At 48.9% G+C, this 20,612-nt stretch carries 20 protein-coding genes, 1 tRNA gene and 1 pseudogene; 12 read left to right on the top strand and 10 right to left on the bottom strand.

Annotated features, from left to right (window positions below):
* The first annotated feature begins 240 nt into the window (after positions 1–240).
* From IPL17_RS08695 to IPL17_RS08670, 6 genes are all read left to right on the top strand, one after another.
* A complete protein-coding gene (locus IPL17_RS08695) occupies positions 241–1,524 on the top strand; it encodes a S1 RNA-binding domain-containing protein (RefSeq protein WP_345306690.1) in 1,284 nt (427 codons plus the stop codon).
* Positions 1,525–1,569: 45 nt separating this feature from the next.
* A complete protein-coding gene (locus tag IPL17_RS08690; RefSeq protein ID WP_345306689.1) occupies positions 1,570–2,661 on the top strand; it encodes a membrane dipeptidase in 1,092 nt (363 codons plus the stop codon).
* Entirely contained in the window at positions 2,658–3,146 is a 489-nt protein-coding gene (locus tag IPL17_RS08685) for a hypothetical protein (protein ID WP_345306688.1), read from the top strand. Before IPL17_RS08690 ends, IPL17_RS08685 begins: the two co-directional genes overlap by 4 nt.
* A gap of 147 nt (positions 3,147–3,293) precedes the next feature.
* The gene (locus IPL17_RS08680) at positions 3,294–4,133 is read left to right on the top strand and encodes a site-specific DNA-methyltransferase (protein WP_345306687.1); all 840 of its coding nucleotides are present in this window, start codon (positions 3,294–3,296) and stop codon (positions 4,131–4,133) included.
* 68 nt (positions 4,134–4,201) lie between these two features.
* Complete coding sequence (locus tag IPL17_RS08675; RefSeq protein ID WP_345306686.1) at positions 4,202–4,723, top strand: hypothetical protein; 522 nt, start codon at positions 4,202–4,204, stop codon at positions 4,721–4,723.
* The gene (locus IPL17_RS08670) at positions 4,724–5,521 is read left to right on the top strand and encodes a hypothetical protein (RefSeq protein ID WP_345306685.1); all 798 of its coding nucleotides are present in this window, start codon (positions 4,724–4,726) and stop codon (positions 5,519–5,521) included.
* Between the two features lie 68 nt (positions 5,522–5,589).
* Here IPL17_RS08670 and IPL17_RS08665 read toward each other — a convergent pair.
* The 10 genes and pseudogenes from IPL17_RS08665 to IPL17_RS08620 form a co-directional block, all read right to left on the bottom strand.
* Positions 5,590–5,665: transfer RNA gene (locus IPL17_RS08665), tRNA-Asn, on the bottom strand.
* Between the two features lie 125 nt (positions 5,666–5,790).
* On the bottom strand, positions 5,791–6,783 hold the full coding sequence (gene glpX / locus IPL17_RS08660) for a class II fructose-bisphosphatase (protein WP_345306684.1): 993 nt from the start codon (positions 6,781–6,783) through the stop codon (positions 5,791–5,793).
* A gap of 13 nt (positions 6,784–6,796) precedes the next feature.
* Positions 6,797–7,609 carry a phosphatidate cytidylyltransferase gene (locus IPL17_RS08655; protein ID WP_345306683.1) on the bottom strand — a complete coding sequence of 271 codons (813 nt, stop codon included), beginning with the start codon at positions 7,607–7,609 and terminating at the stop codon, positions 6,797–6,799.
* A complete protein-coding gene (locus IPL17_RS08650; protein WP_345306682.1) occupies positions 7,602–8,348 on the bottom strand; it encodes an isoprenyl transferase in 747 nt (248 codons plus the stop codon). Before IPL17_RS08650 ends, IPL17_RS08655 begins: the two co-directional genes overlap by 8 nt.
* Before the next feature lie 33 nt (positions 8,349–8,381).
* A complete protein-coding gene (gene frr / locus IPL17_RS08645; protein WP_345306766.1) occupies positions 8,382–8,903 on the bottom strand; it encodes a ribosome recycling factor in 522 nt (173 codons plus the stop codon).
* A 328-nt stretch (positions 8,904–9,231) separates the two neighbouring features.
* Positions 9,232–9,948: a UMP kinase gene (pyrH, locus tag IPL17_RS08640; protein WP_345306681.1), complete on the bottom strand. Its 717-nt coding sequence runs from the start codon at positions 9,946–9,948 to the stop codon at positions 9,232–9,234.
* Positions 9,949–10,026: 78 nt separating this feature from the next.
* Positions 10,027–10,653 carry a translation elongation factor Ts gene (tsf, locus tag IPL17_RS08635; RefSeq protein WP_345306765.1) on the bottom strand — a complete coding sequence of 209 codons (627 nt, stop codon included), beginning with the start codon at positions 10,651–10,653 and terminating at the stop codon, positions 10,027–10,029.
* A gap of 233 nt (positions 10,654–10,886) precedes the next feature.
* Positions 10,887–11,561 (bottom strand): annotated as a pseudogene (gene rpsB, locus IPL17_RS08630) (30S ribosomal protein S2); the annotation flags it as partial.
* Positions 11,562–11,866: 305 nt separating this feature from the next.
* Positions 11,867–13,219, bottom strand: a complete 1,353-nt coding sequence (gene dnaA / locus IPL17_RS08625) for a chromosomal replication initiator protein DnaA (RefSeq protein WP_345306680.1) — start codon at positions 13,217–13,219, stop codon at positions 11,867–11,869.
* A 458-nt stretch (positions 13,220–13,677) separates the two neighbouring features.
* Entirely contained in the window at positions 13,678–15,354 is a 1,677-nt protein-coding gene (locus tag IPL17_RS08620; protein WP_345306679.1) for a GAF domain-containing protein, read from the bottom strand.
* 75 nt (positions 15,355–15,429) lie between these two features.
* Between IPL17_RS08620 and IPL17_RS08615 the strand changes: the two genes are divergently transcribed.
* The 6 genes from IPL17_RS08615 (at position 15,430) to IPL17_RS08590 (ending at position 20,559) form a co-directional block, all read left to right on the top strand.
* On the top strand, positions 15,430–16,707 hold the full coding sequence (locus tag IPL17_RS08615; protein ID WP_345306678.1) for a hydroxymethylglutaryl-CoA reductase, degradative: 1,278 nt from the start codon (positions 15,430–15,432) through the stop codon (positions 16,705–16,707).
* An 8-nt stretch (positions 16,708–16,715) separates the two neighbouring features.
* Entirely contained in the window at positions 16,716–17,183 is a 468-nt protein-coding gene (gene merB, locus IPL17_RS08610) for an organomercurial lyase (protein WP_345306677.1), read from the top strand.
* A gap of 6 nt (positions 17,184–17,189) precedes the next feature.
* Positions 17,190–17,408 carry a hypothetical protein gene (locus IPL17_RS08605; RefSeq protein WP_345306676.1) on the top strand — a complete coding sequence of 73 codons (219 nt, stop codon included), beginning with the start codon at positions 17,190–17,192 and terminating at the stop codon, positions 17,406–17,408.
* Between the two features lie 294 nt (positions 17,409–17,702).
* The gene (locus tag IPL17_RS08600) at positions 17,703–19,067 is read left to right on the top strand and encodes an SIR2 family protein (protein WP_345306675.1); all 1,365 of its coding nucleotides are present in this window, start codon (positions 17,703–17,705) and stop codon (positions 19,065–19,067) included.
* On the top strand, positions 19,068–20,150 hold the full coding sequence (locus IPL17_RS08595; protein WP_345306674.1) for a hydroxymethylglutaryl-CoA synthase: 1,083 nt from the start codon (positions 19,068–19,070) through the stop codon (positions 20,148–20,150).
* Positions 20,151–20,166: 16 nt separating this feature from the next.
* Entirely contained in the window at positions 20,167–20,559 is a 393-nt protein-coding gene (locus IPL17_RS08590; protein ID WP_345306673.1) for a hypothetical protein, read from the top strand.
* Positions 20,560–20,612 lie beyond the last annotated feature (53 nt).

Genomic DNA, 20,612 nt, shown 5'->3' with positions numbered 1-20,612 from the left:
GATTATACCGCCGGTTGAATAAATTACGAAGCTAATGGTATAGACCACAGTTTGATCAAGATTATTTGCAGCGTCCGGTAAAGGGCGTTTTATATGTCAAGGCAGAACATGTTTCGGCAGGCTAAACATTTTCCTCAAAACATCCTCGTTCATTAATAAAAAGTCCTTTTGTATCAGGGTTGTCAACTTCTGCATTCACTTGTATAATCCCGCTTACATTTCTGTAATTTGGAGCTACGCGTGATAGATAACAATGAAACCCTAAGTGGGCAAGGGAATGATAATGCCCAGGGAGAAACCCCGAATAATCAAACGATGGAGTCACTGCTTGAATCAGAGTCCTTAAGTGTTGAGCTGCCTCAAGTCGGGGAGATCCGCAAAGGCATGATCGCAAGCATTGGTGCAAGCCAGATCCTTATCAGTGTTGGCGCAAAGTCCGAAGGTGTTGTGGCTGGCCGCGAGTTGGAACAACTCACAGCTGAAGAACGCGCCGAACTTAAAGTTGGACAGGAAGTTAACGTTTTTGTGCTCAACCCTGAAGATCAAAATGGCAATGTCGTTTTATCTTTCAAGCGGGCACAGGAAGAAATGTCCTGGGAAAACGTTGAGAAGATGATCACTGATGAAACAGTGATCGATACCAAGATCATTGGTTTCAACAAAGGCGGATTGATCGTCGCAGTTGGAAATCTGCGCGGGTTTGTGCCTTCCTCCCAGATCAGCGCGTCACGCCGCGCCCAGTCCTCAGGCGACACTCCTGAACAACGCTGGCAGAAGATGGTTGGTCAGGCAATCTCGGTCAAGATCATCGAAGTGGACCGCGAACGCCGCCGCCTGATCCTTTCAGAACGCTCTACAAATACTGAAACCCGTTCTTCCATGAAAGACCGCGTTATCAGCGAATTGGAAGAAGGCAAGATCTATACAGGCAAAGTTACCAGCCTCGCAGATTTCGGCGCATTCGTCAACATCAACGGCGCGGACGGACTCGTCCACCTCTCCGAACTTTCATGGGACCGCTTCCAGCATCCCAAGGAACTTCTCGAAGTGGGGCAGGAAGTCAAAGTTAAAGTCATCAATGTTGACCGCGAAAAGAAACGCATTGGCCTTTCCATGCGCGCCCTTCAGGATGATCCCTGGAAGAATCGCGTTGAGAAGTTCAGCGTCGGTCAGCTTGTCGAAGGCCAGATCACCCGCCTGACCAAGTTTGGCGCGTTTGCCCGTCTCGAAGGCGATATCGAGGGACTAATCCACATCTCCGAGCTAAGTGAGAACCGCGTGGAACATCCCAAGGAAGTCCTCAAGGAAGGCGAAACCAAGACCCTGCGCGTCATCCGCATCGACGGCGACCAGCACCGCATCGGCCTCAGCCTCCGCAAAGTGGACTCAGCCGCATTTGCCGACAAAGACTTCAAGATGCTGACACAGGAATTCGGCGATCAGAGCGAAGAAACTCCGGATAACCCAGTAATTCCAGCCGAACCAGAAACGCCATCGGCTTCAGAAGAAAATAAACCAGAATAAAAAATTAACCAGAGCGCACCGAAAGGTGCGCTCTTCAATAATCCCATGCCACTTATAGTTGACGCCCACGCAGATATAGCCTTTAACATGTTCAAATACGGACGCGATTACACGCGCTCCGCCGCAGAAACACGCCAGCTTGAAATTGGCAGTCAAACCGTAGCAGACAATGAAGATGCGCTCCTCGGCTGGCCTGATTATCAGCGCGGACAGGTGGCGGTCATCTTTTCGACCATCTATGCCACCCCAATCCGTCACAGCTCAAGCAGCAATAAATCCCAGGTCTATAAGACATTCGACGAAGCCCATCAACTTTACAAAGAACAGTTATTGACCTACCACCGCATGACCGATTCCGCGCCCGATAAATTCCGCCTGCTCGCTTCAGTACGCGACCTGAACCTGCTCCTCGACCATTGGCAATCCCCCAGCGAGAACGGACATCCCGTCGGCATGGTGGCGCTCATGGAAGGCGCAGAGGGCATTCGTACTCCATCAGAACTGGAAGAATGGCATGAACTGGGTTTGCGCCTGATCGGCCCCGCCTGGGTCGGCACACGCTACAGCGGCGGCTGGAAGGAACCAGGTCCGCTCACAAAAGAGGGCCGCGAACTTTTATCCGCGATGGCAGATTACAACTTCATACTGGACCTCAGTCACATGGATGAACTTGCTTCCATCGAAGCGCTTGATATGTACCGCGGACCGATCGTTGGCACACACGGCAACTGCCTCGCGTTGATGCCAACCTCCGATTCAAACCGCCATTTCTCCGACCGCATTATTGAAGGCATCATCGAACGCGACGGTGTGGTGGGCGTGGTCCCCTACAACTCATACCTGAAGGTCGGCTGGACAGTTGGAAAACACTCCAGAGATGAAGTGCCGCTGGGGGTTGTCGCAGATCACATTGATCACATCTGCCAGATCGCAGGCGACTCGCTCCACGCGGGTATTGGATCGGATTTCGACGGCGGTTTTGGGTTACAGTCCGTTCCGCCAGAAATTGATACAATTGCCGATCTGCAAAATCTGGTATCCTTATTACAGGCACGCGGCTATTCTGAAAAAGATATTGAGAACATTCTCGGCGGCAACTGGCTGACGCGCCTGAAAAGGGATCTGCCAACCTCATGACAAAAAATCAACCTGTACCCGCATCCGCACCTGTGGAAACCACCCCACAACGTGATAACCCTGTCACACCACGTGTTCGCATCAGCATCGGTCTGGCACTGATCGGATTGGTGATCTTTGCGATCGGCGCAAAACCTGATTGGTTCGGCTGGGATCGCAGTCCAGTTGTAGGCTTTGTACAGATCATTGTCTTTCTGATCGGACTTGCCATCATTTGCCTTGGTGGATATATCGGCCTACAAAGCCTGTGGTGGGGACAGGAACGCACGATTACATCTGAGATCGGATCAAGACTGGCCGCGACCGGCTATGTGATCGCGGTTTTTGCAGGCTTGGCGGATATTTTCGGAATGGGCTCACAATCCTTTCCTCAGTCCCCTTATTTTGGCCCGTGGCAGGCTTCAGGAGTGCTTATCGGACAGGGTATTATTGCATTGGGCTTTTTGCTATTGATCCCGTTTAACGCTAAGCTATCGAATCAATAATTGTCTTTTACACTTCAATATGATAATGACCCAAGGCCCGCTGAAAAGCGGGTTTTGTTTATTATCCATGGAGGCATAGTTTTTATTTCACGGTACAATTTGAATAACCATTTTATCCTCAGAACCTTTTGGTATCCAAGTCTCATTATGAAAACACCGAGAATCCATTTTCAAAACGAAAATTTCACGCTCATCCATGACGACGTTGTATCAACCATGCTTGTGGATGCGAATAGCATAGACCTTGTCGTCACATCCCCGCCCTATAATGTGGATATCCAATACAATTCGCACAAGGACGATGTTTCTTATGCAGACTATTTGGAATTCAGCAAAATATGGATGTCGCGCTGTTTTGAATGGTTAAAAGAGGATGGGCGCTTTTGCTTGAATATTCCTCTCGACAAGAACAAAGGCGGTCAGCAAAGCGTTGGCGCCGACCTGACGGCCATCGCGAAAGAAGTCGGTTTTCATTATCACTCCACCATCATTTGGAATGAAGGAAATATCTCCCGTAGAACCGCCTGGGGTTCGTGGAAGAGCGCATCTGCTCCATATGTGATCGCTCCTGTTGAGCTGATCGTTGTGCTCTACAAGAACCAGTGGAAAAAAACAAGCGGCAGCAGGGTGTCGGATATTGAGCGGCAGGAATTCATGGATTGGACGAATGGCTTGTGGGTCTTTAATGGGGAAAGCAAAAAACGGATCGGCCACCCCGCTCCCTTCCCGATAGAATTGCCGCGCAGGTGCGTAAAGCTTTTCAGTTACGTGGACGATGTTGTCCTTGATCCATTCAGCGGAAGCGGAAGCACACTGATCGCTTCCGTGTCTAATAATCGAAAGGGCATTGGGCTGGATGTTGACAGCAAGTACTGCGAACTCGCACGTAAACGCATCCTGGCATACATTCAGCCGGAACAAGTTAAAATCCAAAAAAATAAAACTACGAAAAAGAAACCGACACCAGCTAAAAAGACCGAGCGCTGATCTCCGGGTCATTTTTACGTCTTTTTGTTTACTTGCGTACCGCACAAGTAAACAAAGGGAAAAAGATAATGCAGAGCAAAAATTCCCGCAACCGTTTCGATAAAAAAGATTCACTCGAACTCGGCGAACATGCCGAGCAGAATTTCATTCTCCTTGCTGTTAAACTGGGGTGGAAAATTTCAGCCTCATCGAAAGCTGAAAATATTGACGACCATTGGGATTATCTTGTCGAAAAAGAAGATAAGCAATTCAAAGTTGAAGTGAAGAGCGCGAAACGCGTTGACAGGCACGATTTGGACGCTCAGTTGGATTATGTTTGGGTGGAATTCCAAAATGTGCGCGGTAAAGTCGGCTGGGTGTTTGGCAAGGCAGATATCATCGCGTTTGAGAAGGAATCCACTTTTATCTTTGTCAAACGACTTGACCTGCTGGCATTGGTGAATAAAAAAGTAGACCTTGTTGCCAAGGTACGCGACCCGAAAGATGCGCTTTATAAAATTTACAGGCGCGATGGCCGCAAGGATAAGTTAACCCTGCTGCCGATCAACGACATTGAAGAGATAAAATTCATGGAATGGAGAAACACTTAAATGCGTTTGAAAATAAAAAAATGTGCTCAAACCATATTCAGCCTGTTCTTTTTTCTGACCGCCTGCTCTCCTGCTGCTGTAACCGCTGTAAATATTGAATCTCAGCCTGAGTCCCTTCCTGTAACTTCAACAATTCCTCCGCTGACTTCCACATCCGCGCCGCCCACTGAAACATTTACCCCCACACATACAGAGACTCCTACAGCCACCAGTAGTGCCACAGCCATTCCCACAGTGGATAGCCTGAGAGCCACCGTCACCGCGGATCTGTTAAGCTGTCGTTATGGACCTGGGTCAGAGTATTTATATTTATTCGCGCTAAAGAAAAGCGCTGTCATAGAGTTGATCGGGCGCACAGATGGAAATAGCTGGCTATTGGTTAACAATGAACCGCAGCAATGCTGGGCACATTCGAAATTCCTGGACATTTCAGGTGATCAGCAACTTCTGAAGATCATGTACCCCGCTGAAGACGGTTACAAATTGCCAGTTTCGCCGTATTATGTACGCACCACGATCTTAAATGCGGTCCGCAAAGAGGGTAATAAGATCACCGTGGACTGGATCCATATCCCGGTCAGTCCTGGCGATTATGAAGACGCGGACATGTTCCAATACATCATCGAGGTCTGGCGCTGTGAAGACGGTCAGATACTCTTTGAACCGTTGGTTTCAAATTATCCACTGATCACCTTCGTGGACGAAGCAGGCTGCACATCCGCCTCACACGGACGTGTGTACGTGCAGGATAAACATGGCTACGCAGGACCGGCTGAGATCCCATGGCCCGAGAAATAAGCATCCTCTGATCGCACAAATTTCACATATAAAAAAAGACCTCCAAGAATAAACTTGGAGGTCTTTTTTGGCTCCTGACCTAGGACTTGAACCTAGAACCTAGCGGTTAACAGCCGCTCGCTCTGCCGATTGAGCTAGTCAGGAAAGCGACCGACATTATAAGGGTCAGCATGGGGAATGTCAAGTAGATGATCAAGTTGGTTCTGATGAAAAGCAACGGTATTCTGATAACAATTTCTAGAATCTTCGCTTCACCCAGAATGACATTATTAATAATGGATCGAACTTAGGTTATCCAACTTATCTGTACTATGAGTAGCATGGATGCGGCGAATGGTGCCTGTCAAGCCGCGCACGACAAGGCTTTCGGTTGTAATATGATTTCCATAGTAGCGCACACCTTGAAGCAATTCACCATCGGTGATGCCTGTGGTCGCAAAGAAGACATCTTCTGAGGAAACCAGGTCATTCATGTTTAATATCTTATCAAAGTCATAACCTGCCTCACGTCCGCGTTGCAGTTCGTCCTCGTCACGAGCAAATAATTTGCCCTGGATCTCGCCGCCCATTGCGCGCAGCGCGCAAGCTGTGATCACACCTTCAGGGGTGCCGCCGATGCCAAAGAGAACATCCACGCCCGAGTCAGGCTGAGCAGTCATCAAGGCGGCGGCAACATCGCCATCAGGAATTTCGCGGATACGCGCGCCGGCTTTGCGAATTTCAGCGATCATATCGTCATGGCGCGGACGGTCAAGGATGATGGTGGTCAGGTCTTCCACCGCCCTGCCTTTTGCCCTGGCGATCGCCTTAAGATTTTCCGTAATCGATTTTTCAATATCAATTTTGCCTTTGGCTTCGGGTCCCACCGCGATCTTGTTCATATATAAAAACGGACCGGGGTTGAACATTGTCCCGCGCGGGGCAACAGCCACCATTGCGAGCGAATTTGAACGGCCAAATGCCAAAGGGCGGGTCCCGTCAATTGGGTCCACAGCAACATCCACATCAGGCTGTGAACCGTTGCCCACTTTCTCGCCATTAAATAACATCGGAGCCTTATCCTTCTCCCCCTCACCGATGACGATGATCCCATTCATGTCCACAGTCCCGAGGACAAGGCGCATCGCATTGACCGCAGCCTGATCAGCTCCTTCTTTATCACCTCGTCCCATATAGCGGCCAGCCAGCATCGCCGCTGCTTCTGTGACGCGCGCAAGTTCAAGCGCAAGGTTTCGAGTAGGGGTAGCGCCAAGAACACTCATGATGCCTCCAAATTTATATGATGAACCAGACCAGGAAATAATAACCGATCACCGCACCCCATAACCACGAGTCGATACGGTCGAAAAAACCACCATGCCCGGGGATAATATCACTTGAGTCTTTGATACCTGACTGGCGCTTGAACATGCTTTCGCCGAGATCGCCAAAAGGCGGAAGGGTTCCGAGCAATAATCCCATGATCGCACCCTGCCAAATGGTAATGTCACTCGTCAGGCTTCCAAACGTCTTGAACACCCAGACATAGAATCCGCCAGTAACCATCCCAGTGAAAACACTGGCAGCATACCCTTCCCAGCTTTTCTTGGGGCTGAGACGCGGCGCCATTTTATGTTTGCCGTATGCCCTGCCAATCGAATACGCGCCTGAATCCCCCGCCCAGACGCAGAACATCACCAGCATAAACCACCAACCGCCTTCTGGAAGATTCCGCAACTCAAACAAGTAGGAACCAATCCAGCCGATATATGTAACCCCGCCAATGGTCATACAAAAATCAAGCGCGGATTGGTCGCGTCCGCGCTCATAACTAACCAGGTGATATGCCATTGCAATAAGGATGATCGCTGCAAATACAGGCTGTGCGAACCCGGGGAAGAACGCGCGCATGATGGTTACAAGCGCAACGCCTCCCACAGTAATATGCATCTGCGGTTCAAATTTCACCGCTCTAAAAAGATGAACATATTCCCAAGCCGCACCAAGCAGAAATGTGCCCATCAACAAATAATAAAAGATGCCGCCAAAGATGATGGCAGGCACCCCGATTAAAGCAAGTCCAAGAGCTGTGATCAGTCTTTTACGCATTGGATTCCTGTAATTCTCCCGATGATACCTTCCCAAAACGCCTGTCACGCTGGGAAAAAGATTCCAATGCCTGACGATATTCTTCCTTGTTAAAGTCCGGCCAGAAAGTTGGCGTTATATACCATTCTGAATACGCAGCCTGCCAGATCAGGAAATTACTCACACGCAGCTCACCTGAAGTACGGATGATAAGGTCAGGATCTGGAACGCCGGCGGTATATAAATATTTGCCAACCAGTTCATCTGTTACTTTTTCAGGAGGCACTCCATCCTTCATCATGCGTTGAATGGCTTGAACAATCTCATCACGCCCGCCATAATTAAACGCAATATTCAAAACCAAACGGTCATTATTCTTTGTGACATCAATCGCATCAAGAACTTTTTCCTGAAGAGAAGGCGCAAGTCTTTCCAGACGGCCAATATGACGCAACTGCACGCCTTCTTTATTCAATTCATTTAACTCACGGTCTATGACATCTTCAAGAATATACATCAACCCCTTTACTTCTTCGGGTGGGCGTCCCCAATTCTCGGTAGAAAAGGCATAGATGGTGAGATATTTAACCCCAAACTCAACACTCGCACGGATCACACGGCGCAGGTTCTCAGTCCCAGCCTTGTGACCAGCCAAACGCGGCAAGCCGCGCTGCAACGCCCAACGTCCATTGCCATCCATGATCATGGCAACGTGTTGGGGAACTTTTTCGAGAGGGATCGAGGCGGGAGTTTCAGCCATATTTAAGACTCGGTAGAGTGTCCAATCAAAAAACTATACTTCCATGATCTCTTGTTCTTTGCTATAGCCGTGCTTCGCAACTTCTTCAATGAATTTATCAGTCAACTTCTGAAGATCATCTTCACCGCGCTTGAGATCATCCTCGGTGATCATTTTTTCTTTTTCATAATCACGCAGGTCGTTGTGCAGGTCGCGGCGAATATTTCGAATCGCAACACGGGCTTCTTCCAAACGATGCCCCATTTGCTTTACCAGGTCACGGCGGCGTTCCTCATCCAAAGGAGGCAAATTCAAATGGATCACCTTGCCGTCAGAATTGGGATTCAGCCCAAGATTTGAGGCGCGGATCGCTCTCTCAATATCTTTGATGGAGCCCGCGTCGAACGGCTTAATCATGATCGAACGCGGTTCAGGCACGCTAATGGATGCCAGCTGTATCAAATGAGTCGGTGTTCCATAATAGTCCACAGAAAGTCTTTCCACCAAGGCCGGGCTGGCGCGCCCAGTTCGAATCCCCGCCAGGTCATCTGACAAGGATTGGATCGCGCCACGCATTCTTGATTCAGCATCTTTCAAAAGATCTTTAATTTCTTCGGTACTCACAATCTTCCTCCTGCCGCCTTGAGTGTAAACTGCCCAATTTGAAAAAGGAAATTATGAATATGAAGATAAATTTCCTTTGACAATCTACGCGGCACTGTGTGATAAATAATTACTACGCAAGGATACCTTAAAACAAGAATTTATGCTATGGGAGCGTGATTACGCGAGAGAAAATGAATAAAATTGATAGTCTCTCAATTAACCAATCTTTCCTCTTTCATTCAAAAAGTAATGAAGAAAGAGGAAAGAAGTTGTAATAACGCTAACTTTGGAAAGAAATTTAGGCGCTGACCAACGTGCCGACCTTTTCGCCGCGCAGTGCGCCCAACAAGGCTTTTGAATCCCAAAGATTGAGAACCAGGATCGGCAGGTCATTTTCCATGCATAAAGTGATGGCGGTACTGTCCATGACTTCAAGCCTGCGGTTCAGCACTTCGATATAGCTTAACTGATCAAACTTTACCGCATCCGGATTCTTTTTCGGATCCGAGTCATACACGCCATCCACCTTTGTGGCCTTGATGACGACTTGCGCGTCAATTTCTGTTGCCCGCAATGCCGCGGCTGTATCTGTGGAGAAGAAGGGATTTCCCGTGCCCGCGCCAAAGACCACCACGCGCCCTTTTTCCAAATGACGGATGGCGCGACGGCGGATATAAGGCTCGGCAATGGCCCGCATTTCGATGGCAGACATCACACGTGTAAAAACGCCCTGTCGTTCAAGGGCATCCATCAACGCCATCGCGTTCATCACAGTAGCCAGCATGCCCATGTAATCTGCAGTGGAACGATCCATGCCGCGGTCCAGCCCCTGTTTGCCGCGCCACAAATTTCCTGCTCCGATCACAACCGCCACATCCACACCCATCTCGCGGACCTCCTTGATACGACTGGCGATCGATTCTGCCTCATCCACATCAATGCCAAATCCAGCCTTACCGCCCAGCGCTTCCCCACTTAATTTGAGAAGGATACGTTTATATTTCAGATCAGACATTCATGCCTCCAAATAAATTTTTTAGGTTAATACGTATTTGAAAAAAAGCCAACCCGAAGGCTGGCTTTTCTAAACTACTTAATTTGTACTTTCACCCAGCTCCCATCGCTGGAAGCGGCGAACGATCACACTTTCGCCGATGGCTGCAATACTCGACAAAATTAATTTTTCAATGGTCATGGTTTCGTCACGGATATATGTCTGGCGCATAAGGCAGACTTCGTCCTTATACTTCTCAACACGACCAGCAACGATCTTTGCCATAACAGCCTCAGGTTTTCCTTCTTCAACAGCACGGGCACGGGCGATCTCAGCTTCATGCTCAAGTTCTGCGGCGGGAATCTCTTCAGCAGTCACATACCTGGGAGCGCTTGCAGCGATCTGCAATGCGATCTCATGAGCAAGAGAGCGGAATTTTTCAGCGCGAGCCACAAAATCTGTCTCGCAATTCACTTCCACCATAACGCCCACACGTCCGCCACCGTGAGAATACATTTCCACGATACCGTTGGAAGCGGTTCGATCCGCGCGTTTCGCGGCAGTGGCCATGCCTTTTTCGCGCAACCAATCCACAGCCTTCTGATAATCACCATCCGCTTCCTGCAAGGCCTTGCGGCAATCCAACATCGGTGCGCTGGTAGCGGCGCGCAATTCCTTGATCATTTGAGTTGTTATTTCCATTTCACAATCCTTGAAAAATTCTATGAAGTAGTAGGTTACGCAGCTTCGCCAGCAGCGGGCTCGTCATTCACGGCGGGAGTTTCTTCCACCTTGCGGGTAACATTCAATTTTGCCAATGTGGATTCGCCGAGCAAAATATCTTCTGTCTCAACCTGATCAGTATCAACTACAGGCTTGCGGGGTCCGCGCGTCCTGGCTTTATTTGCTTCAGCCTTAACTTCTTCAACCTGTTCAGGTTCGTCTTCCTTACGCATCGCCTTGCCTTCGAGCACTGCATCAGCGACCTTGGCAACCAGCAATTTGATGGCACGAATGGCATCATCGTTGGAAGGGATCACATAATCAACATTCTGCGGATTGCAATTGGTATCCACCAATGCAACGATCGGGATCTTGAGCAGATTTGCTTCACGCACTGCGGCTTCTTCGCGACCCACATCGATAATGAACAGCAGATCAGGGCGGCGCTTCAAAATGCGTGATCCAGAGAGACGGGTTGTCAGGCGCAAAATATCGCGCTCAATGAGCAAGCCTTCCTTTTTGGTCAAACGATTAATCTCACCACTATCGCGCAATTTCTCAAGGCGTTCCAACTCCTGAATACGCTTATACATGGTTGACCAATTGGTGAGCATACCACCCATCCAGCGTTCGGTCACATACGGCATGCCGCAGCGGATGGCTTCTTCAGCAACGGTTTCCTGTGCCTGGCGCTTTGTGCCGACAAAAAGAACATTGCCGCCATTCGCAACCGTATCACGAATGGTGTTATAGCCCTGATTCAACAACTTAACGGTCTGTTGCAGGTCAATGATATGAATACCGTTACGCTCGGTGAAGATGTACGGCTTCATGCGCGGATCCCACTTGTTCGTGCGATGTCCGAAGTGGACACCGCTCTCAAGCAGGGCCTTCATAGAAATGACGGCCATTTGTATTTCTCCTTAACTTTTGCCGTTCTCCAACGCGCAGTGTAATCACTGGCGTGGAACGGAATGAGTTTAGCGGGGATACGGTCTTTCAACCTAACCCGCTCAGGGACGCTTATTGCCCGTCCCGGGCAGAATGTGCTTTTTTCAAAGCCGCAGGATTATATCATAGGATTCAGGAATGAAAATCCCCTATCTGCTACGATTTGTAAACTGGCGGAAGAGGCAAAAGCATAAGTAAGAGCGAAGCCAGCTCCGAATGTGGAGCTGACTTCGCTCTTACTTGAGGTAATTCTTGTTTATTGTTTTTATGCCGGTACAGCTTTGCTATATAACTGGTGCCTGAGAAAATCTATGTCTTTCCGTACACGCCCATCACCATTTTTGTATTGATCCTTGACCTTATCAATCGCAGACATGACCGTCGAATGGTCGCGCCCGCCCAATGCCTCTCCAATTTGCGGGAAGGAGATCTTGGCTTCTTCACGCAGTAAATACATGGCGATCTGTCGGGGGTGCGCTACTTCTTTTGTGCGGTCACGGCCTAACAGTTTTTCGATGGACAATTTATAGTAATCAGCCACTTGGTTGACAATTTTCTCTGGTTCCAGGTCACTGCGGGATGGCAACAAGTCGGAAAGAGCCACTTCCACAAGACTTGGGGTGAGCGCAGATCCGCTCAGGTCTGCAAATGCCACGATCCGATTCAACGCGCCTTCGAGTTCACGAATATTGGACTGCACCTGCTTGGCGACGCTTTCCAAAATCTCATCCGAAATATGACGGCCTGTGCGTTCAGCTTTGGAGCGCAGGATAGCAAGACGGGTTTCGAAATCGGGAGCCTGAATATCGGCAGTTAACCCCCACTCAAAACGGGAGCGCAGGCGTTCTTCCAAGGTGACCAGAGACTTGGGAGGACGATCGGACGAAACGATGATCTGCTTGTCCTGTCCATGCAGGGTATTAAAGGTATGGAAGAATTCCTCTTGCGTGGACTCCTTGCCTGCAATAAATTGGATGTCATCCACCAGCAAGACATCCGCAGAGCGATATTTCTCGCGAAAAGCCTGTGTTGTATGGGTACGAATGGCATTGATCATGTCATTTGTAAATTCTTCAGAAGAAACATACAGAACGCTCAATCCGTCGGCATAGCAGGCATTCCCAATTGCATGCAACAAGTGCGTTTTCCCAAGCCCCACACCACCATAAAGAAAAAGAGGATTGTAGGCACGGGCGGGTTTTTCTGCCACTGCTTGACAAGCTGCATGCGCAAGGCGATTACCGGAGCCGACAACATAGGTATCAAAAGTATAACGAGGATTGAGTGTAATGTGACGCGGTTTTGGCTCTGGGATGGTAGTCTCGATAGAAGCAGGAACAGGCTCAGGATCGGTATGCGAATCGTGCTCATCCACCTGGGTAACAACGAATTTAACAGAAACATTCGAATTCAATATTTCGATCAACATGCGGCTAACCGTGGCCATGAGACGACTTTCCAGCCAGTCGCGCGCATATGCATTACGGACACCAACTGTGAACATGCCATTATCATAAGACAGGGGATGCGTGTCACGCACCCAGGTATCGAAAGATGCCTTTGGCATTTCCATTTGAAGCTGTGCGAGTACAGAATGCCATGCTTGCTCTGCGTTCATAAAATTTCCTTAGCGTAGAATTTTTAAGTACATTAAATAGCCCGCCTTGTATCGCGGCTTTCGAGTTTTGCAACGTTATTTTTTAAAATGGTACAGGGGTTCGGATGCGAAGGGCAAACATCCTTTATAACAGCGTAGATACATTCTAGCAGATAGCGCCAATAGATAACAGGCGATAGGCCTACGGTTAGCTAAAAAGATTTGTTTTTTTAAGGTTGGTGAATGTTAAAGAAAGATCGCGCAATCAAGGCAGATACCGCCATGCAATAGAACGTGTGTTTCAGCCAAGCACACCAGAGTTCACCCAGAGTACCCCCATATATGGGTATAAATAATTATTTTAAGGCAAATGGCATATTCCCATCTTAAAAAATCGTGATGTTAAAGTTTTTAGATTCATATTAAACGAGACTCGAGTTCCTGTGATTCGTTTTGCAATGATTCAACATTTTCGTGATTCAATGTTTTATCGAGCGCGGAACCCATACAAGGATGGTTGTCCCCTCTCCGTGGACCGATGAAATATCAATATCCCCGCCGACCGCGTGCGCGCGTGTTTGCATGTTCGCGAGGCCGTGTCCGATGGATGTTTGCATCTTATCCAAATCGAAGCCTTTGCCGTCATCTTTGATCTCAAGCAGCGCGCGTTCGCTGGTTGTCCACACAACGATTTGTACTTTTTTTGCCTTTGCGTGTTTTGCAGCGTTAGCCAATGCTTCCTGGCAAATATGGAATAAAGCCAATGACTGTGTATGCGGCAGGTCTTTCATATCAGCATCAGGGCCGGTAAAGATCACTTCAGAGAAAGTATGGGCGCGGTATTCTGCGATCAGGCGTTTGATGCCTGCCAATAAGCCCTCATTGCCAAGTTGACGCGGTCTCAAGTCAAGGATATAGGCCCGAATATCACGGATTGCCTGATTTAGTCCATCAATCGCGTGATGGATGCGGTCTTTGGCGGACACGGGATCATCATTCAAGGTAAGCTGGACACCCTCAAGCGCCAGACCGACACCATAAATAGATTGAATGATGCCGTCATGCAGATCCATACCGATACGGTCTCGTTCTTCCAAAACGGCCAACCTGCGCGCATTGGAATGCAAACGGGCATTCTCGATCGCAAGCCCGGCCCATGCACCCACAGCTACCAGCATTTGAACATTTCTTTCATCAAACGGATCATTCGTACGGGTTGCAATGCTCATCACGCCCATTAGATTTTCGCCTGAGAGCAAGGGAACACATGCAATTTGCTGAAAGCCAGCCTGGACAACCGCGTCACGCAGGAAACTTGCATCACTCGCCAATTGCCTGCCGACCAAAGGCTTGCGGGTCTTGGCAACGATGCCTGGATACCCATCACCGACATTAAAAATATTACGCGTCCAAAATGCTTCCGCGGCTTGACCGCGATGCAGGACCATACGGAGTGTGGTTTTGTCTTCTTCCAGCAGAAAAATATCGCCAGCTTCGACCTTCATGTAGTTCATCACAAGCCCAAGGGTCTTGTTAAGGATCTCGTCCAGTTCCAGGCTCGAGGTCAGGGTGGATGCGATGCCATTCAGCAGTCCCATATCCACGTTGCGGCGGGTCAGCGCCACGTCGCGCTCCTTCATTTGTTCATACAAACGGGCATTGGTGATGGCAGTAGCCGCATAGGAAGCCAGCATTTGGATGATCATTTCATCATCTGCGGTAAATTCCACGGCATCTATTTTTTCGGTCAGGTAGATCTGTCCCAATTGCTTATCACCCGCGCGGATCGGAACCCCCAAGAATGACGCCATCTTCGGGTGAAACGCGGGAAATCCAACAGCGTGCGGATGATCCGATATGACTGGAATACGCAATGGAAATTTAACATCCATTAACTCACCGATCAGACCTTTCCCAACGGGAGGATGCGCCATTTTCTTGATCTGGGCATCGGTCATACCGATCGTGATGAACTTTATAAGTTTTCCAGTATCATCCAAAACCCCAAGCGCCGCATAACGCGCATCCACCTGCTCACAGGCAGTGGATACAATGCGTTCAAGCAATGTTTCAAGCGAAACATCCTTGACCAATTCCAAACTTGCGCTGTGAAGCGCAAATAAACGGTCCTGCAATTGTTCACGGGTAAGGAGCATACAGACATTATAATCAATCCGTTGCTTTTTGATAGAATTTGAAAGAAGCCAAACACTATACTTGGGATAACTCACATGACCAATTCGCGTATCTCTGGATTTTATAACCTGACCCTCGAAGAACGCCGTGCCAAACTTGCGGAAGCCTCGGGTCGGACGCCCGAAGACCTGCTCCCGTTCACTACAGGCGGACTCTCCGCTGAATCAGCCGACCACATGATCGAGAATGTGATCGGCATGTATGCGCTGCCAGTCGGCATCGGGCTGAATTTCATGGTCAACGGGCGCGATGTGTTGATTCCCTTTGTCGTGGAAGAACCGTCCGTTGTGGCAGGCGCGTCATTTATGGCAAAACTTGCCCGCGCTGGCGGCGGATTCACAGCCACAACTACCGAGCCGTTGATGATCGGTCAGATGCAGTTGATCAACGTGGTCAATATGAATGAAGCGCGGCTAAAGATATATGAACACAAAGCTGAACTACTCGCCACAGCTGATGCGATTGACCCGATCCTGAAAAAATTCGGCGGCGGCGCACGTGACCTTGAAGTCCGAATGATCGAAGAATCGGCCATTGGTCCATTTATTGTTATTCACCTGATCTATGATGTACGTGACGCGATGGGCGCGAACGCGGTCAACACGGCCTGTGAAAAACTCGCGCCGCAGATCGAAGCCATTACAGGCGGAAAAGTTCACTTACGGATTTTGTCGAATCTGGCAGATAGAAGAATTGCCCGCGTGCGCTGTACAGTCCCCGTCAGCGAGTTGACCATGGGATTTGAATCCTTCAAAGGCGAGACCGTGCGCGACGGCATCATTGCCGCTTATGCCTTCGCAGCAGCCGATCCCTACCGCGCAGCGACCCACAACAAGGGCATCATGAACGGCGTGGACTCGGTCGTGATCGCCACCGGCAACGACTGGCGCGCCATCGAAGCCGGTGCGCACGCTTACGCGGCCCGTTCTGGCAGATACACATCCCTCTCCACCTGGGGCAAGGACAAGGACGGTAACCTCGTCGGCACGCTCGAAATGCCAATGGCGGTGGGAATCGTCGGCGGGGCGACCAAAGTCCACCCGGCCGCTCAAGCCGCAGTTAAGTTGATGGGCGTCAAGACCGCCTCCGAATTATCAGAGATCATCGTCTCAGTCGGTCTTGCTCAAAATATGGCCGCCCTGCGTGCCCTCGCCACCGAAGGTATCCAACGCGGACATATGTCCCTGCACGCAAGGCAGGTCGCCATCGCCGCTGGCGCATCTGGCGAGTTGATCGAGAAGGTCGCCGCGCAAATGGTGGCGGAGAAGATTGTGCGGGTGGATCGAGCGGAAGAGATTTTGAAAGGATTGTAAGGGCCGCCGTGCGTCGCGATCCGCCCCAACTCAAACCAATGGATATTTGGGATGTACGCGCCTTTGTTTACAAAAATTTTGCGGATACGACTCACCCGCCGAGTGTGGAAGACGCTGCCCAGCACTTTAACAGCACTAACGAAGAAGCTGGCGAATTGTACAAGGAATTACACAATCGCCACTCCTTCTTCCTCGAACCAAATACAATGACTATCCGCATGGCGAACCCGTTTTCAGGGATTCCCACGGACTTCAAAGTCCATGCAAACGGGAAGACCTATTACGCAAACTGCGCCTGGGACATGCTCGGCATTCCCGCCGCTCTGCACTGTGACGCAGTCATCGACGCAGTGTTTACAGAGAGCAACGAAGCCATTCAATTGGAAGTAAAGGATGGCAAGGTTACAAACGGTGAACTACTTGTCCACTTTCCAATTGCTTTCTCACGCTGGTACGATGACCTCGTCTTCACCTGAGCGACCATGCTTCTCTTTCGGTCGGAAGAATGGGTTGAAAAATGGTGCAAGCAAAATCATCTCGAACGCGGAGAAATTCTGACCATCAACCAAATTTGGGAACTCTCGAAACTCTGGTACAGTAATCGAATGTCTGTAGATTTTCATGGACGAAGTGTCGAACAGGTTGCTGAGGTTTTCAGGCAGGCTGGGTTGACGTCAGCGTTTTGGCATGGAGCGGGATAAATCCCTCCCTCAGTTCATGGAAGTCGGATAAATCCGACTCGTCCATCAGCCCGAAGGGCTTCCACGCACTGAGGCAGGACTTTAGTCCGCACCGTGCAGGTAGGTTTGACTTCAAAGTTTTGGTTCGGTTCGGGATAAATTTCTCCCTCAGTTCGTAAGAGTCGACTCAAGCCGACTCGTCCACCAGCCCACAGGGCTTCCACGTACTGAGGCAGGATAATAATCCGCACCGAGCGGGCAAATTTGAAGTCAGCGTTTGGTAAATGTAAAAACAATGAGACTTGGAAAACGGTTATGACAATTACAATTACATCATCCACTACCAAGCAAGATGTTTATAAACACATTTCAAGTTCAGCCAGTTATGGAAATCTTGGATTATTCGTTGGAACAGGATTTTCAAAAGCTGTACTAAATGATGATGATAAGCAAATTGCATTATCATGGGGGGAACTCTTAGAGAAAATTTGCGGAAAGTTCGATATTGACTATGATGCCATATTTAAAGACGGAATAGGGTATCCTGAGATAGCAACTAAAATTTGTCTCGCATATTCAGAGCAATCGGGAAAAACATACGGTCAGGCTTTAAGTGAAGTTAAACGAAAAGTGGCTAGTTTAACATCTTGGTATCCCAACGATAAAAACCGAGATGAATTTTTAACCTATTTTGAGCATTTATCTGTTGCGTGGATAATTACGACAAATTACGATTTAGTAATAGAAAGTTTATTAACAGGCAAATCTATACCACTAGGCCCGAATGACCAACTTACAAATCCAAAAAACATTATTCCTATTTATCATTTGCACGGAATGCGTACAAACCCAGAAGAAATAGTTATCTCCCAAGAAGATTATGTTTCTCTTTTTCGACCCAACGAATACCGTCAAATCAAATTAGCTTTGACATTGAAAGAGTCAACAGTATTACTCCTGGGCTATGGGTTAGGGGATGTTAATGTCTTAACTGCAATAGACTGGTCAAAAAATGTATTCAAGGGTGGAACAGTTGACTTTCCTCAAGATGTAATTCAAGTATTAAGAAAAACTAACCCCATAGAAACACCTTATAGAGACCGTAATGGAATCTTAATTGTAGAAACAGATGAAATAAGGAATTTTTTTAATGAGTATGTAGAAGTAAGAAAAGAAGAAATAGTAAGAGAAGCTAATATTACTAAATCATTGGCTTCTATACAAACTATGTTAAATGCGCCCACGCAAGAAAGCATAAATCAATTTATAGATAACAATGATTTTCGAAAAGCATTAATTCAGATATTATCTTCGTCTCCAATCCACTTAACATCTGGTTTTATTTCTTATCTTGATAAATGCTTAACTGAAACCTGGATAAGAACCTCACCAAGTAATGCTTTTGAAGGTTATAACCAAAACTTAAGACTTCTCCTTGATATCTTAACTGGATTTAGTACAAAAAACATTCCTCCCGCTTTATTTCAAACTGCTTATGGATTAGAACGGGTCGCATATTACATCGGAACAGGTAGCGGAGAATCATGGGCAGCTGCTCGAACATGGAATAATAGAAAAGGCGAAATAAGCGCCGACATGGTTAAAGAACTTAGGGATATAGCAAATCAATATTCTTATATAAGGTTGAAACAATTATTAAATACAATAAAGAAGGATTAAATGACAACTCCTAATTCAATACACTCCCCCACACTCCTCAAACCCATCAAGCCAGTTGGCATTGTCGGCTACGGCGCGTATGTGCCGCGCTATCGTCTGCCCGCGAAGGAAGTCGCGCGCGTATGGACAGGCAAGACCAGCGGACTTCCCATCAAAGAGAAAGCCGTGCCCGGACTTGATGAAGATGTGATCACCATGTCCATCGAAGCGGCGCGCAATGCCATGCTCCGTGCTCAAATTGACCCGACAGAACTGCGGGCGGTTTGGGTAGGATCAGAGTCGCATCCGTATGCGGTGAAGCCAACGTCCACGTTGGTTGCCGAAGCGATCGGAGCAGTCCCCAACACGCAAGCCGCAGATTGGGAATTCGCCTGTAAAGCCGGCACCGAAGCGATGGTCGCCGCGATGGGACTGGTCGGCTCTGGTATGGGACATTACGCCATGGCCATCGGGATGGATACCGCCCAAGGCAAGCCGGGCGACGCACTCGAATACACCGCAGGCGCAGGCGGCGGCGCGTACATCATCGGTCCCGCTGAAGAGTCACTGGCGGTCATCAACGCATCGTATTCCTACGTCACCGACACGCCCGATTTCTGGCGCCGCGAATATCAAAAGTACCCCGAGCATGGAATGCGCTTCACGGGTGAGCCTGCCTACTTTAAGCACATCACCGAAGCCGCCACCCATCTCATGGAAGCCAGCGGCACCACCGCCAAAGATTACAAGTGGGCGATCTTCCATCAGCCGAACACAAAATTCCCGCAGCGTGTCGCAGGTCAACTCGGATTTTCTGCGGAACAAATCGCGCCCGGGCTTTTAGTCCACACGATTGGCAATACCTACGCCGGCGCAGCCATGATCGGCCTGACAGCGACTCTCGACATCGCCCAGCCCGGCGACAGAATCCTCGTCGTCTCTTTCGGATCGGGAGCTGGCTCAGACGCCTTTGACATTCTCGGCACTGACAAAGTCACCGCCCGCCAGGGTCTCGCTGTGAAGACGCAGGAATACATCGCCCGCAGAACTGAAATTGATTACGCGACGTATGTCCGCTACCGCGGCAAGTTGGCGATGAAATAAGGGGATGATCTTTTCGATGAAACGAATGATCGTCTTTTTATCAGTCCTCTCGCTGAGCATATCAGCTTGCAATGCGGTATCCCCTACGTCAACACCCGTGGTTTTGGCAGACAGTTTTTTCTCAGGATACGCCTTTGTGGACGCGAATGGAAACAGCCAGATCGACTCTGCGGATACGCCCTTGAAAGATGCAATATTTATTGTTCAACTTGAAGGCGGCGCGGAGTTTGGCGGGCTGACCGATGAGTCAGGAAATGCATTTGTGCTCATCCCTGCCGCTGTTACTTACCCTGTAACTTTAATGATGAAACCACCCGCTGAAAGTGCATTCACCCTCATCGGCCCGCCCACTATTGTTCTGCAGGAAATAGCCAGCGAAAAAGCCAACTTCCTTTTTGCATCAAAGTAACAAACTCATAAATTAACATTCCAGGTAAATCATGGCATTCTTCGACCTCCTCT

This window comes from Candidatus Villigracilis saccharophilus, from assembly GCF_016711665.1.
The sequence above is the reverse complement of the archived record's forward strand: the minus strand, read 5'-3'. Positions and strand labels throughout refer to the sequence as shown.

Excerpts from the sequence above, each read along its gene's own strand:
- IPL17_RS08690 (WP_345306689.1), top strand. The coding sequence starts at position 1,570 with ATGCCACTTATAGTTGACGCCCACGCAGATATAGCCTTTAACATGTTC.
- IPL17_RS08685 (WP_345306688.1), top strand. The coding sequence starts at position 2,658 with ATGACAAAAAATCAACCTGTACCCGCATCCGCACCTGTGGAAACCACC.
- IPL17_RS08680 (WP_345306687.1), top strand. The coding sequence starts at position 3,294 with ATGAAAACACCGAGAATCCATTTTCAAAACGAAAATTTCACGCTCATC.
- IPL17_RS08675 (WP_345306686.1), top strand. The coding sequence starts at position 4,202 with ATGCAGAGCAAAAATTCCCGCAACCGTTTCGATAAAAAAGATTCACTC.
- IPL17_RS08670 (WP_345306685.1), top strand. The coding sequence starts at position 4,724 with ATGCGTTTGAAAATAAAAAAATGTGCTCAAACCATATTCAGCCTGTTC.
- glpX (WP_345306684.1), bottom strand. The coding sequence starts at position 6,783 with ATGAGTGTTCTTGGCGCTACCCCTACTCGAAACCTTGCGCTTGAACTT.
- IPL17_RS08655 (WP_345306683.1), bottom strand. The coding sequence starts at position 7,609 with ATGCGTAAAAGACTGATCACAGCTCTTGGACTTGCTTTAATCGGGGTG.
- IPL17_RS08650 (WP_345306682.1), bottom strand. The coding sequence starts at position 8,348 with ATGGCTGAAACTCCCGCCTCGATCCCTCTCGAAAAAGTTCCCCAACAC.
- frr (WP_345306766.1), bottom strand. The coding sequence starts at position 8,903 with ATGCGTGGCGCGATCCAATCCTTGTCAGATGACCTGGCGGGGATTCGA.
- pyrH (WP_345306681.1), bottom strand. The coding sequence starts at position 9,948 with ATGTCTGATCTGAAATATAAACGTATCCTTCTCAAATTAAGTGGGGAA.
- dnaA (WP_345306680.1), bottom strand. The coding sequence starts at position 13,219 with ATGAACGCAGAGCAAGCATGGCATTCTGTACTCGCACAGCTTCAAATG.
- IPL17_RS08620 (WP_345306679.1), bottom strand. The coding sequence starts at position 15,354 with ATGCTCCTTACCCGTGAACAATTGCAGGACCGTTTATTTGCGCTTCAC.
- IPL17_RS08615 (WP_345306678.1), top strand. The coding sequence starts at position 15,430 with ATGACCAATTCGCGTATCTCTGGATTTTATAACCTGACCCTCGAAGAA.
- IPL17_RS08605 (WP_345306676.1), top strand. The coding sequence starts at position 17,190 with ATGCTTCTCTTTCGGTCGGAAGAATGGGTTGAAAAATGGTGCAAGCAA.
- IPL17_RS08600 (WP_345306675.1), top strand. The coding sequence starts at position 17,703 with ATGACAATTACAATTACATCATCCACTACCAAGCAAGATGTTTATAAA.
- IPL17_RS08595 (WP_345306674.1), top strand. The coding sequence starts at position 19,068 with ATGACAACTCCTAATTCAATACACTCCCCCACACTCCTCAAACCCATC.
- IPL17_RS08590 (WP_345306673.1), top strand. The coding sequence starts at position 20,167 with ATGAAACGAATGATCGTCTTTTTATCAGTCCTCTCGCTGAGCATATCA.